Source organism: Streptomyces sp. GL_148, from assembly GCF_057834205.1.
The window spans coordinates 708,399-723,341 of the sequence record NZ_CM174396.1 but is presented as its reverse complement, the minus strand read 5'-3'; the positions used below and the strand labels follow the sequence as shown (position 1 = coordinate 723,341).

Here is a 14,943-nt window from a genome sequence, read left to right as displayed (position 1 = left end):
AACCGGGGGTCAGGGGTGGATCAGGGGAAAGAGACCACGGTGGAGGGGATGGTGGAGGTGCCCGAGGTCGGAGCGCCCGTGTTGTTGATGACGTGCTCGTACTGGCCGTTGCCGCCGAGCGAGACGACGAGGATGTCGTGGAACTTCACGCCGGGCTTCACCGGTACCTGGAAGCCGTGGTCCTGACGGATCGTCGGGTCGACGTTGTAGAAGCAATAGCTGCCCAGGCCCCAGCCCTCGTGGGTGTTGACCGAGTCGGTGACCTTGTAGGCGGCGAACCCCTTGACCGAACCGTTCTGGATCGCGGCCTGGTTGGGGGCGTCGTACGCCTTCTCGTTCTGGAAGAAGATCGTGCGGCCGCGCTCGCCGTTCCACTCCACGTCGTACTTGTTGAAGTGCTCGACGAACAGGCCGGTGGCCAGCACGTCGTCACCGTTGACGCGGAACCCGTAGTCGGAGCGGTTGGTCTCCCAGCCCACCCCGTCGCCGTGGTCGGCGCGCCAGATCCAGGTGTGGTCGACGATCGTGTCGTGGTTGTTGATCACCATGCCGACCGTGGCCTTGCCGGCGCCGGCGCCGCCGACGCGGATGAAGACGTCCTGGACGGTCGTCGGGTTCGCCGCGTGGTCCGTGGTGGCGCCGGCCGGGCCGACCTCCAGCAGGGTGGGGGAGTTGACCAGGCCCGCGTCCACCAGGAAGCCGGCGAGCTTCACGCCGTCGACGTCGGCGACCTTCATCGCCGTCACCCCGTTGTCCGGGATGATGGTGGCGAGGCCGAGGCCCAGGACCACCGTGTCCGCACGGTTGACCTGGATGGTCTGGTCGACGTGGTAGACGCCCGGGGTGAAGAGCAGGTGCAGGCCCTGGGCCAGCGCCTGGTTCATCGTCGCGGCGCTCGTGCCGGGCTTGACCACGTAGAACCGGCTCAGCGGGACCGAAGTGCCCTGCGGCGCTCCGTTGCCCCAGGAGGTGCCGCGTGCGTTGGTGCGCTTGGCCGGGACGAACACCTTGTACTCGGAGCCGTCCAGGTAAAGGAAAGGCTTCTCGCGGGAGACCGGGGTGGTGTCGAGGGTGGTGTAGCGCGGCTCCGGGAAGCTCTGCGCGGGAGCGCCCTGGGTGCCGGAGAAGACCTGGTTCCAGACGCCGTTGGACCAGCCGCCGATGGAGCTGTCACGGGTGTACCACTGCTGCTGTGAGTAGTTGCCGACCTGGCCGTCGATCTTCGAGTCGGCGATGAAGCCGCCCGAGGACCAGCCGTAGCCGGACGGGGCGAGGTTCAGGCCGCCCTTGACGTGCATCCGGCGGAAGGGCGCGGCCTGGGAGACGGCCCACCGGTTGGTGCCGTTGACCGGGTTGAGCGCGAGGTTCTCGGCCGAACGCCAGAAGTTCTGGGTGGCGTTGCCGCCGAACCAGCCCGCGTCCACGGTCACGTCCCCGTTGATGGTGGTGTCGTCCGGACTCAGTCCGAGTCCGGAGATCGAGGTGTAGAAGCCGATCTGGGCGTTGAGGCCGTTGTAGGTACCCGGCTTGAAGAGGAACTGGTAGCGCCCGGAGCCGAACTGCGCCGACTCCTGCTGGGCGAAGACCTCGTCCAGCTTGGCCTGGATGTTCGGCGTGGACGGGTCGAAGACGATCACGTTGGGGCCGAGGTCACCGCCGCCGGGGAGGGTCGGGCCGGTGCCCCCGGTGGTTCCGTAGACCTGGAACTCCCAGAGCGAGTAGCCGTATCCGGTGGTGCGCTGGGTGCCGTACACGCGGACGTAGCGGGCGTTGCCGGTGATGTCGTGGGTCTGGACGCCGCCGGTGGAGTTGGCCGTGGAGTAGGCCGTGGACCAGTTCGCGCCGTCCGTGGACAGCTCGACGCGGTACGCCTTGGCGGCGGCGGTCTCCCAGCGAAGGACGACCTGGCTCAGCTGGGCGGCGGCGCCGAGGTCGACCTGTATCCACTGCGGATCGGCGAACTGGCTCGACCAGCGGGTCCCGTTGTTGCCGTCGACGGCCGCGGAGGCGGGGGTGCCGGCGCCCTCGATGGAGGAGGCGGTGGCGGCCTTGCCCTGCGAGAGCAGTGTGGGCGCGGCGGTCGCCGCCGTGCCCGGGAGGAGTACGAGGAGGGCCGCGACCAGGGCGGCCGCCAGGGAGGCGACGGTCAGCCGGGACGGACGCGAGGGGCGGCGCGATGGGTGGGGCGGGTGAGCGGAGAGGAGGGGCATGCGGGGCTACTCCTGACGTTGTGGATCCGGGGGGATCGAAGCGTGAGTGAACTGCCCGGCGCCGGGGCCGTCAAGGGTTTGAACGTTCATGAACTGAAGATCCAACGACGTGTCAAACACGCATCAGGCCTGTGAACTTGGGGTTTCTTCAATCCTTGTGAAAAGTATTGACGAAAAAACTTCGCAAGACTCTACTGAGGCTCTGACCGCTCCGTCTCGCCGTGCCCGCTACGGCGGGGCGGAGCTCTGGCCGAGTCTTCGCCACGTTCGGAGAGTGGGGCCCGATGGACGGCCCGGTGCTGTCGTGCGTTCGTTACTTGTCGTCAGGGCAGAGTGGGGACGGTGCCGCAGTCGGCCCAGTTGACCTCAGTGCCGGCGAGCGTCGCCGACCAGGGTGCGGTGAGGGCCGCCAGGGCGCTCGCGTCCGGCGGCGTGTGGCCGAGCCCGATCGCGTAGCGGGCCAGGGTCGGGGTCCGCTCGAAGGGCCGGGGCCAGGCGTGGGCGTCCACGAGGCCCGTCTCCGCCAGGGCGCCGAGCAGGGCACGCACCCGGCCGCGCATGCGCCCGAGGTTGTCCTCGAAGTCCCGTGGCCGGGAACCCGTCACGGTGACCACGGCCCAGGCGGCGTGCCGACGGTGCGCGGGCGCCGGGGCGGCGACGGCGACGGCGAACTGCGCCGAGGGGTCCTCCTCCAGCGTCTCCCACGCGGCGAACAGCTCCCGCGTGAACAAGTCGGCCATTCCTGCGCCGACTTGGGTGGTGCAGCTACGCACCGGGGCCGAGGGGGTCAGCACGGTGACCGCGTCCTCGCCGCTCCCGCGAGAGCTCGGGTCCGTGGCCGGGGCAAGGCTCACCGGGGCTCGCCAGTCCCAGGCGGCCCAGGTGGCGAAGAAGGTGCGCAGCAGGGGGCCGGGGGAGAGGCCGGGGGCGGAGCGGACCGTGTGGGCGGCCAGCACGGACCAGGCGAGTCCCGGCAGCCCGCCGAAGGGCGCCGAGTCCAGACCCTGGCACCGGGCCCAGGCCTTGACCTCGCGCGCCAGCCGGGCGAACGCCGCGTGCTCCGGGCCCACGAAGGCCCGTACCGCATCGGCGTCGCTCACCGCACTCAGCGCCACCGCCGCGGCCTCGCCGAGCTCCGCCCGCCGCGCGACCGCCCGGTCCGGCGGCACCGGCCCGGTGGCGATCACCACCAGGTCCACGTCCAGCCCGGCCACGCGCAGCCGCAGGCCCGGCACCCGGGCGCCCGTGACCTCGCGGAGCCGCTCCGCCTCGGGGAGGGCCGAGGCCACCCGCGCCCGTACCTCCGTCAGGGCGACGGCGCCGGGCAGGGCCGCGACCAGGTCCAGATCCGAGTCCGGCAGCGCACAGCCCATCCGACGCGAGCCTGCCACGTGCACGACCCCCTCCGGGAGTGCCGCCGCGATCCGCCCGGCGAGAGTCTCGGCGCGGGCCGTGGGGTCGGCTCCCGCATCGGTACCGGCATCGGTATCGGTATCAGTACGGACCGTGGCGTCGGCCACGGCGTCGGCGTCGGCATCGGTGCCGGTGCCGGTGCCGGCCCTGCCCCCGTCCCGCGACGACTCCGCGCCGCCCGGCCGGGCCGACGCGGGACGTGCCGCTTCCGGTGCCCAGTCGATCCTTCCGGTGCCGAGTTCGACCGTCGCCCGGACCTCCATCGGGCCGTCGCCGCGCCGCGACAGTACGGCGAGCGAGCCCACGCGCGCCGACCGGCCGCCGCCGAGGCGTGCCGCGAACTCCCTTTCCGCACGCTGGGGATCGGGGCTGCGTCCCAGCGTCAGGTGGGGCGTGAAACCCTCGGCCCGGCCCCGGCAGCCCGGGAACCGCGCCGCCAGCGTCCGCCGGAGCTCCTGCCACGGCGCGTCGCCGGCCGCCGCCGGGTCCAGCCACAGGGTCGGGCCGAAGCTGTACACGCCCTCCAGCCGGGCCGTGAACTCGGCCGACTCCGCAGCCGCTTCGGCCAGCAGGGGCAGTGCCGCCTCGAAGGAGGACTCCGGTACGAAGCCGAAGAGCAGGTTCACGTGCGCCGGCCAGCGCTCCGCCTGCGGGTCGTGTGCGCGACGGACCGCCTCCACCACCTCGTCCCGCGGCGCCAGCCAGGCCACCGCCGTCCGGGCGGTGGCCTGGACGTCCAGAACCGCGTGCCGCCCGGACCTTTCGGCGCCCTGGCCTTCGCCTCCGTCGGCGGCCGGGTCGAAGTCCAGGGTGGCCTCGACCCCGTAGTGGTCCGAGATGAACAGCCCGTCCGCTGCGGGGGAGTCGCCGCGCAGGGCGGCCCGCGCCACGGGAACTCCCGCCGACCGCAGCAGGATCCGGTCCAGGCGAGCCGCCCGACCCGACAACGACCCCACCGCCGCGAGCGGATTGGCGATCGGATCGAAGGTGGGGGTCCCGTCCTGCGCCCCGTGCACCTCGGTCCACGCGTCCCGCAGGCCCAACGCCGCGGCCGGACCCTCGGCTCCCGACCGGCCGTCGTTGAAGTCGCCGAGCAGGGCCACGTCGGCCGCCTCGATTCCCGACAACCCCTCGGAAAGCCTTGCCAGTTCGGCGGTGCGCCGGTCCGCGCCCCGCTCCGTGTGATCGCTCGTGAGATGCGTGGCCGCGACCACCAGAGGCCCGCCCGCGGTGTCCACGGTCACGGCGACGACCGCCTTGTGCGGACCCAGTACGTGAACGCCCGCCTCTCGCACCGGCAGGCGGCTCAGCACCAGCAGTCCGCTCTCCGCCACGTCCCGGCCGCGGGGGTCCGCGGCGACCGTGTACCCGGCCCGGACCCACGGCTCGGCGAGCAGCATGCCGAGCAGTTCGCGCTCCACCTCCTGGAGCGCGATCACATCGGCGTCGGCCGCCGCCAGGTCGGCCAGCAGCAAGGGCCTGCGCCGTGCGGTGGCGATGCGCGGGGCGTCGTACCGGTCCCAGAGGGTGTTCCACGTCAACAGGCGTACGCGGGAAGGCTTCAGGGCGCGGGTGTCGCCCTCGGGCGCGGCCCGCCACGCGCCGCCGCCGGACGCGTCCCACGCGTACGGGGTCCGTGCGGTGAAGAACGGCGCCCGCAGCAGCCTCGGGTCGCGGACCCGCCCGGCCGCGGTGCTGTCGATGATGTCGACGCCCGTCGCCCGGTCCCACACCAGCTCGCCGTCCGCTTCCACGAACAGCACCCGGTGCCAGGGGATGTCGCCCCCGGGCACGAAGGAGGGCAGGGGGATCCGCTTCGGCGCGGCTCCGCGCTGCAGCAGTCCCAGCGTGAACCGGGCGGGATCGAAACGGGGGTCCCAGCGGACCTGGTGGTAGAGCTCCTCGCTGGTACGCATCAGCCCTCCTCGCGGGTGGCGGTACGGGCGGCCGTACGGGCCGCCGTAGGGGCTGTGGCACGGACTGCCGTACGAGCCGGCGCACCGATCGTGCCCGCCGTGTCCTCGACCGTTCCGCCCGCCCCGATGTACCACGTGCGGTGCGCCTCACCGGGATACGGCGGAGCGAACCGGCGCAGCTGCGCGGTCAGCACCTGCTCCGGCACCGGGTGCGCGCGCGTGGAGTTGCGGCGCATCAGCTCCGCCTCCTCGACCAGCAGCACGGCGTGCGTGACCAGCGCGTCACGCCGCCGGGCGACCGCGCCGGCCAGTCCGCGCTGCTGGGCCGTGAGGGAGGTCGCGTCCCACACCACCGTGCCCCCTCGTCGCGCGGCCGAGGCGAGTGCGGAGTCCAGCCGGTCGAGGCCCTCGCGGAGCACGTCCGCGTTGACGCGCTGGTCCGCCCGGGAACCCCGGGCGCCGCGCAGGTCGTCGAGGCTGATGTAGGCCTCCACGCCGGGCAGGTTCCGGGCGTACGTGCTCTTCCCGCTGCCCGAGGGTCCGCAGAGCTGCACCAGCCGGGGGAAGGAGGCGCCGTCCCGCCAGCGCCAGGTCGCCGCGACCGCCTCCTCGGCGCCGGTCAGTTTGCCCTGGCCGTAGGCGAGGCGCGCTTCGGCCCAGCAGCGATCGGCGGCGTCGGCGTCGGTACTATCCCCGCCGTCACCTATGCCGGCTCCGGCGAGCGCCTCTCGAAGCCCGGCCCGGAGCGGCTCCAGCGGCGCGGGACCGAGCAGCCCCGCCTCCTCGGCGTGCAGCGCGGACCACTCCACGCACTCGCCGGATCCGTCGCCCCGCTCGGCTCCTTCGCCGGACCCGGGCGACCCGAGAGGGCCGCCGGACCGGGAGAGTGCCCCCGCCAGCGCGTGCAGGACCCCCAGATCGGCCGCCTCCGTCATCCGTACGAGCCCCGCCCGCCGTTCCGCGTCCGGGTAGGGGAAGGGCCTGTGGAGCGCCGGGCAGAGCCCGACCAGGTCCGCGACCCGCCGCGCGGTGGCCATCCCGAGCGGGCCCGCCGCCAGCCGGGACGCGAGCGCGGCGCGCGGTACTCCGTGCAGGGCCGCCGCCAGGACTCCGGCCAGCCGGTCCTCGCCGGACCTGCGCACGCTCAACCCGTTGATGCGGTCCGCCACTTCGGCGATCAGCCCCTCGACTCCCGCCGCCGGGGCCGCCGTGTCCGCTCCCACCGCGCGGAGCAGCCCGGCCGCGTCCGGATCCCCGCCTGACCGGGCGTCCCAGAGGGCGGCCGCCGGACCGAGCCCGTTCGCCACCACTTGGGCGTACATCCAGTGCGTGTCCGTCTGCACGTGCCCGCCCCGGACCCATTTGGCCACGCACCGCCCGAAGTCGGCGCGCTCGAAGCCGGCCGTCGTGCGGACGACGTACCCCTCCTGGCGGGCCGTATCGAGCCGGAGGCGGCGCAGTGCCCGCTCGTCGAAGACGCCGCGCCACAGGACGCGCGGTCCCGGGACACCGAGACCGCGCAGGAAGAGCACCGTCCGGTCCCAGTCCAGGCAGTGGTCGCCGTCCCACACCGAGAACCCGTAGAACCACGCGTCGAGTTCCTCGTACGCGAGCGAGTGCCGGGCGTAGACGTTCTCCCCGCACACCCGCCAACCGGCGGGAATCCCCGGGCCGATACGGCTCTGCAGGCCCTTCACCCAGGCCCGCGACGGATGGTGGCCCGAGTCGAGCGACCGCGCGTGCAGGCCGTCGGCGTAGAGGGTGGTGTTCTCGCCGTCGAGCTTCTCGGTGACCACGACCTCGCGCCCGGCGAACCCGGCCAGCATGCCGGGCCCGGTGGTCCGCACGTCGTCGGACGTCGCACCCGGAGACCAGGGCAGGTGCGGGGTCCGGGGGTAGTGCGTGCGCATGATCCGCTCCCTGCGGGCCGAGGTTGGTGCCCGGCCACTCTAGGGAGGCGGAGCCCGCCCGGACCAGCGAGTATCGGCGGCGGGGCGGGTCCGGCAGGGTCTCAGTACCCGACGGTGAACCGCTTGCCGGGGTGCGCGTCGCGCTCGATCTCGTCCAGCAGGGCCACCGCGAAGTCCTCCGTGGAGATCAGACTGTTTCCGCTCTCGTCCACGACCAGGTCGTCGAGTCCCAGCCGGTACGTGCCCGTCCGGGTGCCCGGCTCGATCGTGGCGGCGGGGCTGAGGTTGGTCCAGTGGACCTCGTCCACCGGAACGGTCCGCAGGAAGTCGAGGGCGTCCCCGTGGGCGTGCATCACGGCGATCACCGGTGCCGGGATCCCGGGCAGGTCCCAGACCATGGGTCCACCGGGGGTCCGCAGGGAGCCTGCCCCGCCGACGGTGAGCACGCGCGGCCGCGGCCCGTCCTCACCGAGGGCCTGCACGCCGCCGATCAGTGCCTTCGCCGCGCTCACGAGCGTGCCGGGATCCCCGGAGCCCGGACCGTACGCGCTGACCACCACGTCCTGCCCGGCCGCCGCCTGGGTCACGGACGCGGGGTCGAGGACATTGCCGCGGACGACGGTCACATCCGCGGAGCTGGCTTCGGACTCGGCGAAGTGCGCGGGATCGCGCACGACGGCCGTGACCTCGTGCCCGCGCCCGAGCGCTTCGTGCATGACCCGGGATCCGACGGTGCCGGTCGCGCCGAAGAGAGCGATCTTCGCCATGGCCACTCCTGGAGGTGGAGGCTGGAGGGGCCCCGGTCGGGGTCCGCCGGGCCCATCCAAGCGAATCCCGCCTCCGGCACCCGGCAGCGCCACGCGGTCAGCGTGAGGAGGTCAGTGGCACGCGGTCAATGGCACGCGGTCAGTGGACGCGGTCAATGGCACAGCGCCACGATGGCCGGGTCCACCGTCCCCCGGGCCGCCGCGCACAGCGGCGCCATGTCGTACGTACGGGTCGGCGCGGGCCGGGAGCCACGGGCCTTCGCGGCGGGTGCCGCGGGCTTCTTCGGTGCGGCCCGCCGGGGCCGCTCCGCCCGGCGGCGCGGCACGGCGGGCTTCACCCGGCTCCGCACCCGGGCGGCGGGCGCCGCGGGCTGGGCGGGGCGCGGGGCAACGGCGGCCCCGGGCAGGGCATTCGAGGGCTCCACCGGCACCGCATCCGCCTCCTGCGCGCCCTCCGGCAGCGCCCCCAGAGGCCAGGCCTCGGTCGCCGGTCCCGGCAGGCCCGTCCGTACCGCGGCCGGCGCGGGCGGTGTCCCGGGCCCGGGGACGGCCTGCGACCCGGGAACGGCACCCGGCCCGGGAACGGCCCCCGACCCGGACGGGCCCACGGTCACACATCCGCTCAGACACCCGGCCGCCACGGCCAGCGCGACAATGATCAGGGGCACCCTCGGTCCCCGGCGCGACTCCATCCGCCCACCCTGCCCGACGAACGCCGGCTCACCCGCACGCACTCACCCGAACGGGTGGTACGGGCTCCCCGACAGGAGGACTCAGCCGCAGGTCACGCTGTCCCTCGGCGTGTAACGGGTCTTCATCGTCTCCCGCTTGACCTCTTGCCCGCCCTTCACGAACACCCGGTCGACGGCGACGTCGAAGCCCTCCAGCGGGGACTGCGGTTCGCACTTCGGGCCGGTGTCAGTGCGGGTGGCGGGCGGCTTGACGTTCGTCCGCGGCCCCTTGGCCGCGCGGATCTCGTCGTACCGCTTCGTTCCCAGGAAGGTGATGGTGATCGAGGTGTCGGTCGCCTCGGCCTGGATGTACAGGGCCTTGCCCGAGTCGTTGGCGAAGCGCAGGTCCAGGCTGCCCCACGCCACGGTGGCTTCGCGGCCCTCCGGGTAGCGCTCGATGTAGAAGGAGTGCGCCCCGTACTCGACGGGCTTGACCCCCGAGAAGAACATCGCGTTGAAGACGGTGGTGGCCACGGCCGAAACACCGCCGCCCGCGGCCTTCTCGTACTGGCCGTTGTTGATGATCAGGCCGTCGACGAAGCCGTTCTCCTTCGTGCGCTCGCCGACGCGGCGGTTGAAGCTCCACGTCTCGTCGGGCAGCACGAGCGAGCCGTTGATCAGCTCAGCGGCCCGCCCGATGTTCGTCGTGCGGTACGGGGCCTTCTCGAAGTCGACCGTGAAGGAGGACACCTCCTCCTTGATGCCCAGCTGCCCGACCGTGTTCTGGGTGAGCCTCGGCCGGACCTCCTGCGTGGCGACCTCGCCCGTACGCTCCGCCGCGCCCGTCCGCGTCAGCAGCGGCAGCACGACGGCGGACAGACCCTCCTCGGCGACCCGGCGTCCGGCCCGGCCCTCCTCGGTGACGGAGACCGCCCCGGCGGAGTCCGTACGCAGCTTCGCCTCCACGGGGCCCGGCGTGGCCCGGCGCAGCGGGCCGGCCAGTTCCGGGGCGGCGAGCAGGGCCTTGGCGTCGAGGACGGGCGCGAGGCGGCCCCGGCCGTCGTCCTTGAGGGTGAGGTGCTTGGCGAGGACGGCAGGGCCGACGGGTATGCGCTTGCCCTCCACGGTGAGGGTGACCGGCGCGGACACCGCCGGTTCGGCGAACTCCCTCAGCGCCCGCTCCGTCTCCTGCTGCCCTATGCGGGGCTCCGTGCTCCGGACGGGGAGCACGACGGGCCCGGCCGCGGGCCCGGTGTAGGACGAGCGGAGCACGCCGAGGGAGCCGTCGACGTCGAGGTCGGTACCGGTGACCGGGGCCACCGCCCTGGCCTTGCCCTTCTCGAAGGAGACCGAGCCCTCCCGGGCCTCCTGTCGGGTCTTCGCGCCGAGCCCGTCCAGGGCGGCGCGGGCGGCCTTCTCGTCGAGCCGGACCACCGGTTCCACCTCGGGATCACCGGAGGAGAACAGCCGGCCGATCACGCTGACGGGGTCGGAGCCGGAGCGGGCCGCCCGGTCGACGGTGGCGCCGGTGTCCAGGGACAGGCCGAGCGTGGCGGGCTGCGCCTGCTCGGTCCGCTCACCTATCCGCAGGGCCAGCGGGGCCGCCGCGGTCGGGCCGAGAGAGCGGTTCAGGGTCTGCCGGGCCTCGGCGCGGCTCATCCCGCCTATGTCGATGCCGCGCACCTTCGTACCGGAGACCACGTCGTCGCCCGCCAGCAGCAGGCCCGCGGCGTACAGCCCACCGAAGCCGAGGACCGCGACGCCGCCGGCCACGCCGGCCACGCCCGGGACGGTCCACCGTTTGCCGGTGGTCGCCGGGGTGCCCGTACGGGGTGCGCGTCGCATGTGGGGGTCTCTCCTCGGTCCGGTGACGTGGTCGGACCGGCGGTTTTCATGCCGCCAGTCCGCCTGGGGAACGTAGCAAGATCGGTGTAACCAGGTAATAAGGAGGTATAGGGGTGGCAAAGGGGAATGTGCTGATCTTCGTAACCCGGAGGCCGTCCGAGCTGTTGCACAGCGCGCGGGTCCACCCGTGCGGAGCGCTCCCGCGAGGCCCGCGCGATGGTCCCGCGACGCCCGCGCGACGGGGCCGCACGGCGCCCCCGCGGTGCCCCTATGTGAATGGAGTCCGATGCCGCAGCTGACCGACGAGGACGTGACGCAGGACACGGGCGCATCCCCGGCCACACCCGAGGCCCAGGCCCAGGGCGACCAGGACCTGGGCCAGACCCAGGAAAGGGCCCAGGCCCAGACCCAGGAGAGGGCCCAGACCCAGCCCCAAGCCCCGGCCGCGCGTCCGGGCACGTGGATGACCCCGGAGGAGTACGGGGCCTCCCGCGCCACCCTCTGGACCGGCGCGGTCGTCCTCGTCACCGATACCGACGGGCGCGTCCTCGTCCAGAGCGTCGACTACCGCCCCGACCGGCTGCTGCCCGGCGGCGCGGTGGACGCCGGCGAGGCACCGGCCGCGGCGGCCGCCCGCGAGATGTACGAGGAGCTCGGAGTCGAGGGCCGCTACCCGCGCGGCCTCGCCGTCGACTGGATCCCGGCCGACGCGCCCGGCATGCCGCCCGGGATGGGGTTCCCCGGTGAGATCCTGCACGTCTTCGACGGCGGCACCTGGACCCGGGACCGCATCGACTCGGTCCGCCTCCCCGCGCAGGAGATCACCGGTATCCACTTCGCCGAGCCGGCCGAGCTGCCCGCCCTGATGGACGCGGGCGACGCCCGCCGCGCCCTGTCCGCGCTGCGGGCCCGGATCAACGGAGGAGGCGCCGCCCTGCTGGAAGACGGCCGCCCCACCACCCCCACCGCCCTGGACCGGCTCGGCGTCCTGCGCAGCCGCCGCGTCCCGCTGCACGGCACCTGGCACCAGGGTCCGGCCCCCGCGCACCTGACGCCACGGGATCCCGCCGGCTGGCTCTTCGCGCCCGACGGACGCGTCCTGCTGCTCATCGCCCGCGCCACCGGCGCAGCCCACCTCCCGCCCCCGACGGTCGGCCGTACCGCGGCCGCGCTCCCGCTCGGGTACCGGTACGCCGACCAGGGCGCCCACCCGCGCACCGCGGCCCGGCTGACGGCGCTGCCCCCGGGACCGGACCCGGCGTACGCCCGGCTGCTGGCCACCCCCGAACAGGTCCGCGAGCTCAGCGACTGGGGCCCGGCGGGCCACGAGGAGCTCGCCGCCGTCCACGCCGCCCGCGCCCACCTCTCCCTTCCGTCGCCGCCCCGCACCCCACCGACGGAAATCCCGGCGGAGGGCTGCCACTGGTGAGCGCAGAGCGGCTCAATCCCCGGTCCGCGGGCTCCGGTCCCGCAGCATGAGGGGATGAGCGAGACTGCGATCACCTACACCGTGTACGTCCAGGCCGACCCCGCACGGGTGTGGCAGGCCCTGACCGAGCCCGCGTTCACCCGCCGCTACTGGGGACTCGACTTCGAGACCGACTGGCGGGTGGGCTCGACGATGGACTGGGTGGAGCGCGGGGCGCGGACGAGCGATCCGGAGCAGGTGGTGCTCGAGTGCGTACCGGAGCGGCTGCTCTCCTACACCTGGCACACCTTCACCCCGCAGTGGGCCGCCTCCGTGGGCATCGGCGAGGAGCTGCGCGCCGAGCTGGCCCGCGAGCGGCGCACGAAGGTGACGTACGAGATCGAGCCGGTCGGTGACACGCTCGCGCGGCTCACCATCCTCCACGAGGGCTTCGAACCGGACGGCACCCTCATCGGCATGTGCGGGCGCGCCTGGCCGATGCTGGCGTCCAGCCTCAAGACCCTCCTGGAGACCGGCGCCCCGCTCCCCGAGCAGGGGCACGCGAACGAACGGGGCTCCGGCGGTTACGAGGCCAACGACCCGCGCGCCTGAAGGCCGCGGCGGGCTTGATGGCACCCTGACAACCTGACGTTCACCGGTGTCGTGTGCAATGGCTGCATGGGGAGAAGCGAGTACCAGATACGCCAGGGCGGCCCGACGGGCCGGACCGAGGGGACCGCGCCGACGGGCACGCCGTCCGAGCACTGGCGCTACGCCCGGCATTTGGAGTCCCTGGCCGCCGTGTCCGGCGAGCCCGCCGAGGCCGAGGCCGTGGCCGCCGTCCTGCGCGATCCGGACCTGGTGATGGCCGAGAGCGCGGTCGTCACGCACCTCGACCGGCGGGCGGTCCGGCTGCTTGCCGACGAGGACTTCCCCGCCTGGGCGCGGGCCATGGGCGAGGCCCTGGGCGGCCGCCACTTCGCTGCCCGCCGACTGCGCGAGTGGACGCTGCTGAAGGCCGTCACGCGGGGCGAACCCTGGTCCGCGGCGGAGCTCCTCGCCGCCTCCGACTGGTGCCAGCGCACGGCGGCCCAGTCCCTGCACGCCGACGAGGCCCTGCGCCTGCTCGCCGCGGGCGCCCGGACCCGCCGGGTCCGCAACGCGGCGGCGCAGCGGCTGCTGCGGCGGGCCGCTTGAACTCCTGACCCGGGATGCGCGGGAGGGCCGGAACCGCACCCGCGGTCCCGGCCCTCCCGTCGTGCGCTTCGTACCCGTCGACTACTTCGTACCCCGTCGCACCCGTGCCGCCGCGCGGGCCTCGGCGGCCTGCCGGGCCTCGATGGTCTTGCGGGACTCCTTGCCCTTGCCGGGCCGCCCGGGCCGGGTGCCGATCCCGCGGAAGCCGAGGTCCGAGCCCGAGGGCCGGCCCTTGGCGTCGGTGGCCGCGGCGCCGGCCAGCGGAACGCCGGACGGGGCCTTCGCACCGGTGATCCGGCTCAGCGCGGCCTCGCCGGAGCGGACCTGGGTGATGGTCGGCCGGATCTTGGCGTCGGCCATCAGCCGGACGATGTCGCGCCGCTGGTTCGGGGTGACCAGGGTGACGACCTTGCCGGACTCGCCGGCCCGCGCGGTGCGGCCGCCACGGTGCAGGTAGTCCTTGCTGTCGGCCGGCGGGTCCACGTTGACCACGAGGTCGAGGTCCTCGATGTGGATGCCGCGCGCGGCGACGTTGGTGGCGACCAGGACGTTCAGCAGGCCGTCCTTGAACTGCCCGAGCGTCCGGGTGCGCTGCGGCTGCGACTTCCCGCTGTGCAGCCCCTCGGCGCGTACGCCCATGGCCCGCAGGTGCTTCACGAACTGGTCGACCCCGTGCTTGGTGTCCAGGAACATCAGCACCCGGCCCTCGCGCGCCGCGATCTCGGTCGCCGCCGAGACCTTGTCGGCGGCGTGGATGTGCAGCACGTGGTGGTCCATCGTGGACACCGAAGCGGACTGCGGGTCCACGGAGTGCCCGACCGGGTCCTTCAGGTACCGCTGGACCAGCTGGTCGACGTTGCGGTCCAGGGTGGCCGAGAACAGCATCCGCTGGCCGGCGTGGTGGCACTGGTCGAGGATCTCGGTGACCTGCGGCATGAAGCCCATGTCGCACATCTGGTCGGCCTCGTCGAGGACGACGATCTTCACGCGCTCCAGGTGCACGTCGCGCCGGCCGATGAGGTCGCTGAGCCGCCCCGGGGTGGCGACCACGATCTCGGCCCCGGTGCGCAGCGCGCCCGTCTGCTTGCCGATCGACAGCCCGCCGACGACCGTGGCCATGCGCAGCTTCAGGGCCTGCGCGTACGGGGCCAGGGCCTCGGTCACCTGCTGCGCCAGCTCGCGGGTCGGTACGAGGACCAGCGCGAGCGGCCGCTTCGGATCGGCCTGCTGACCCGCGGTACGGGCGAGCATGGCCAGGCCGAAGGCCAGCGTCTTGCCCGAGCCGGTCCGCCCGCGGCCGAGGATGTCGCGGCCCGCCAGCGAGTTGGGGAGGGTCGCCGCCTGGATGGGGAACGGCTGCGCCACCCCCTGGTCGGCCATCGTCGTCACCAGCTCAGGGGGCAGACCGAGCTCCGAGAAGGACTCCACCGGCGGCAGCGCCGGCGTGGTCGTCCGGGGCATTGAGTACTCGCCCTGGGGGCCGAGGGTCCGGGGGGTCTTCCCGCCGCCCTTCGCACCGCCCTTCGGGCCTGCCTTCGCTCCGGGCTTGATGCCGAAGCGCCCATGAGGTGACGGGTTCTTCATGCAGAACCTTCCGTGAGACGCA

General features: G+C 73.7%; 10 protein-coding genes. 3 read left to right on the top strand and 7 right to left on the bottom strand.

Going from position 1 to position 14,943, the window contains the following annotated elements; all coding sequences use genetic code 11:
* Positions 1 to 20: 20 nt before the first annotated feature.
* The 6 genes from AC3IYI_RS03240 to AC3IYI_RS03215 all read right to left on the bottom strand — a co-directional run bounded on the left by AC3IYI_RS03240 (position 21) and on the right by AC3IYI_RS03215 (position 10,732).
* Positions 21 to 2,210, bottom strand: a complete 2,190-nt coding sequence (locus AC3IYI_RS03240) for a discoidin domain-containing protein (RefSeq protein WP_489408756.1) — start codon at positions 2,208 to 2,210, stop codon at positions 21 to 23.
* Positions 2,211 to 2,533: 323 nt separating this feature from the next.
* Entirely contained in the window at positions 2,534 to 5,539 is a 3,006-nt protein-coding gene (locus AC3IYI_RS03235; protein ID WP_489408755.1) for a poly(A) polymerase, read from the bottom strand.
* A complete protein-coding gene (locus AC3IYI_RS03230; protein ID WP_489408754.1) occupies positions 5,539 to 7,449 on the bottom strand; it encodes an RNA ligase family protein in 1,911 nt (636 codons plus the stop codon). Before AC3IYI_RS03230 ends, AC3IYI_RS03235 begins: the two co-directional genes overlap by 1 nt.
* 101 nt (positions 7,450 to 7,550) lie before the next feature.
* Positions 7,551 to 8,216, bottom strand: a complete 666-nt coding sequence (locus tag AC3IYI_RS03225) for an NAD(P)-dependent oxidoreductase (RefSeq protein WP_489408753.1) — start codon at positions 8,214 to 8,216, stop codon at positions 7,551 to 7,553.
* A gap of 152 nt (positions 8,217 to 8,368) precedes the next feature.
* Complete coding sequence (locus tag AC3IYI_RS03220; protein ID WP_489408752.1) at positions 8,369 to 8,884, bottom strand: hypothetical protein; 516 nt, start codon at positions 8,882 to 8,884, stop codon at positions 8,369 to 8,371.
* Positions 8,885 to 8,989: 105 nt separating this feature from the next.
* On the bottom strand, positions 8,990 to 10,732 hold the full coding sequence (locus tag AC3IYI_RS03215; protein ID WP_489408751.1) for a VanW family protein: 1,743 nt from the start codon (positions 10,730 to 10,732) through the stop codon (positions 8,990 to 8,992).
* Between the two features lie 286 nt (positions 10,733 to 11,018).
* On the opposite strand from AC3IYI_RS03215, the gene AC3IYI_RS03210 reads away from it, so the two are divergent.
* From AC3IYI_RS03210 to AC3IYI_RS03200, 3 genes are all read left to right on the top strand, one after another.
* Positions 11,019 to 12,161 (top strand): NUDIX domain-containing protein, encoded by a 1,143-nt coding sequence (locus AC3IYI_RS03210; RefSeq protein ID WP_489408750.1) that lies wholly within the window; start codon positions 11,019 to 11,021, stop codon positions 12,159 to 12,161.
* A 54-nt stretch (positions 12,162 to 12,215) separates the two neighbouring features.
* Complete coding sequence (locus tag AC3IYI_RS03205; RefSeq protein ID WP_489408749.1) at positions 12,216 to 12,752, top strand: SRPBCC family protein; 537 nt, start codon at positions 12,216 to 12,218, stop codon at positions 12,750 to 12,752.
* A 66-nt stretch (positions 12,753 to 12,818) separates the two neighbouring features.
* Entirely contained in the window at positions 12,819 to 13,337 is a 519-nt protein-coding gene (locus tag AC3IYI_RS03200) for a hypothetical protein (RefSeq protein ID WP_489408748.1), read from the top strand.
* An 81-nt stretch (positions 13,338 to 13,418) separates the two neighbouring features.
* Here the strand turns inward: AC3IYI_RS03200 and AC3IYI_RS03195 are convergent, their stop codons facing one another.
* Positions 13,419 to 14,921 (bottom strand): DEAD/DEAH box helicase, encoded by a 1,503-nt coding sequence (locus AC3IYI_RS03195; protein WP_489408747.1) that lies wholly within the window; start codon positions 14,919 to 14,921, stop codon positions 13,419 to 13,421.
* Between the last annotated feature and the right edge of the window lie 22 nt (positions 14,922 to 14,943).

Excerpts from the sequence above, each read along its gene's own strand:
- AC3IYI_RS03210 (WP_489408750.1), top strand. The coding sequence starts at position 11,019 with ATGCCGCAGCTGACCGACGAGGACGTGACGCAGGACACGGGCGCATCC.
- AC3IYI_RS03230 (WP_489408754.1), bottom strand. The coding sequence starts at position 7,449 with ATGCGCACGCACTACCCCCGGACCCCGCACCTGCCCTGGTCTCCGGGT.
- AC3IYI_RS03225 (WP_489408753.1), bottom strand. The coding sequence starts at position 8,216 with ATGGCGAAGATCGCTCTCTTCGGCGCGACCGGCACCGTCGGATCCCGG.
- AC3IYI_RS03240 (WP_489408756.1), bottom strand. The coding sequence starts at position 2,210 with ATGCCCCTCCTCTCCGCTCACCCGCCCCACCCATCGCGCCGCCCCTCG.
- AC3IYI_RS03200 (WP_489408748.1), top strand. The coding sequence starts at position 12,819 with ATGGGGAGAAGCGAGTACCAGATACGCCAGGGCGGCCCGACGGGCCGG.
- AC3IYI_RS03205 (WP_489408749.1), top strand. The coding sequence starts at position 12,216 with ATGAGCGAGACTGCGATCACCTACACCGTGTACGTCCAGGCCGACCCC.
- AC3IYI_RS03215 (WP_489408751.1), bottom strand. The coding sequence starts at position 10,732 with ATGCGACGCGCACCCCGTACGGGCACCCCGGCGACCACCGGCAAACGG.
- AC3IYI_RS03195 (WP_489408747.1), bottom strand. The coding sequence starts at position 14,921 with ATGAAGAACCCGTCACCTCATGGGCGCTTCGGCATCAAGCCCGGAGCG.
- AC3IYI_RS03235 (WP_489408755.1), bottom strand. The coding sequence starts at position 5,539 with ATGCGTACCAGCGAGGAGCTCTACCACCAGGTCCGCTGGGACCCCCGT.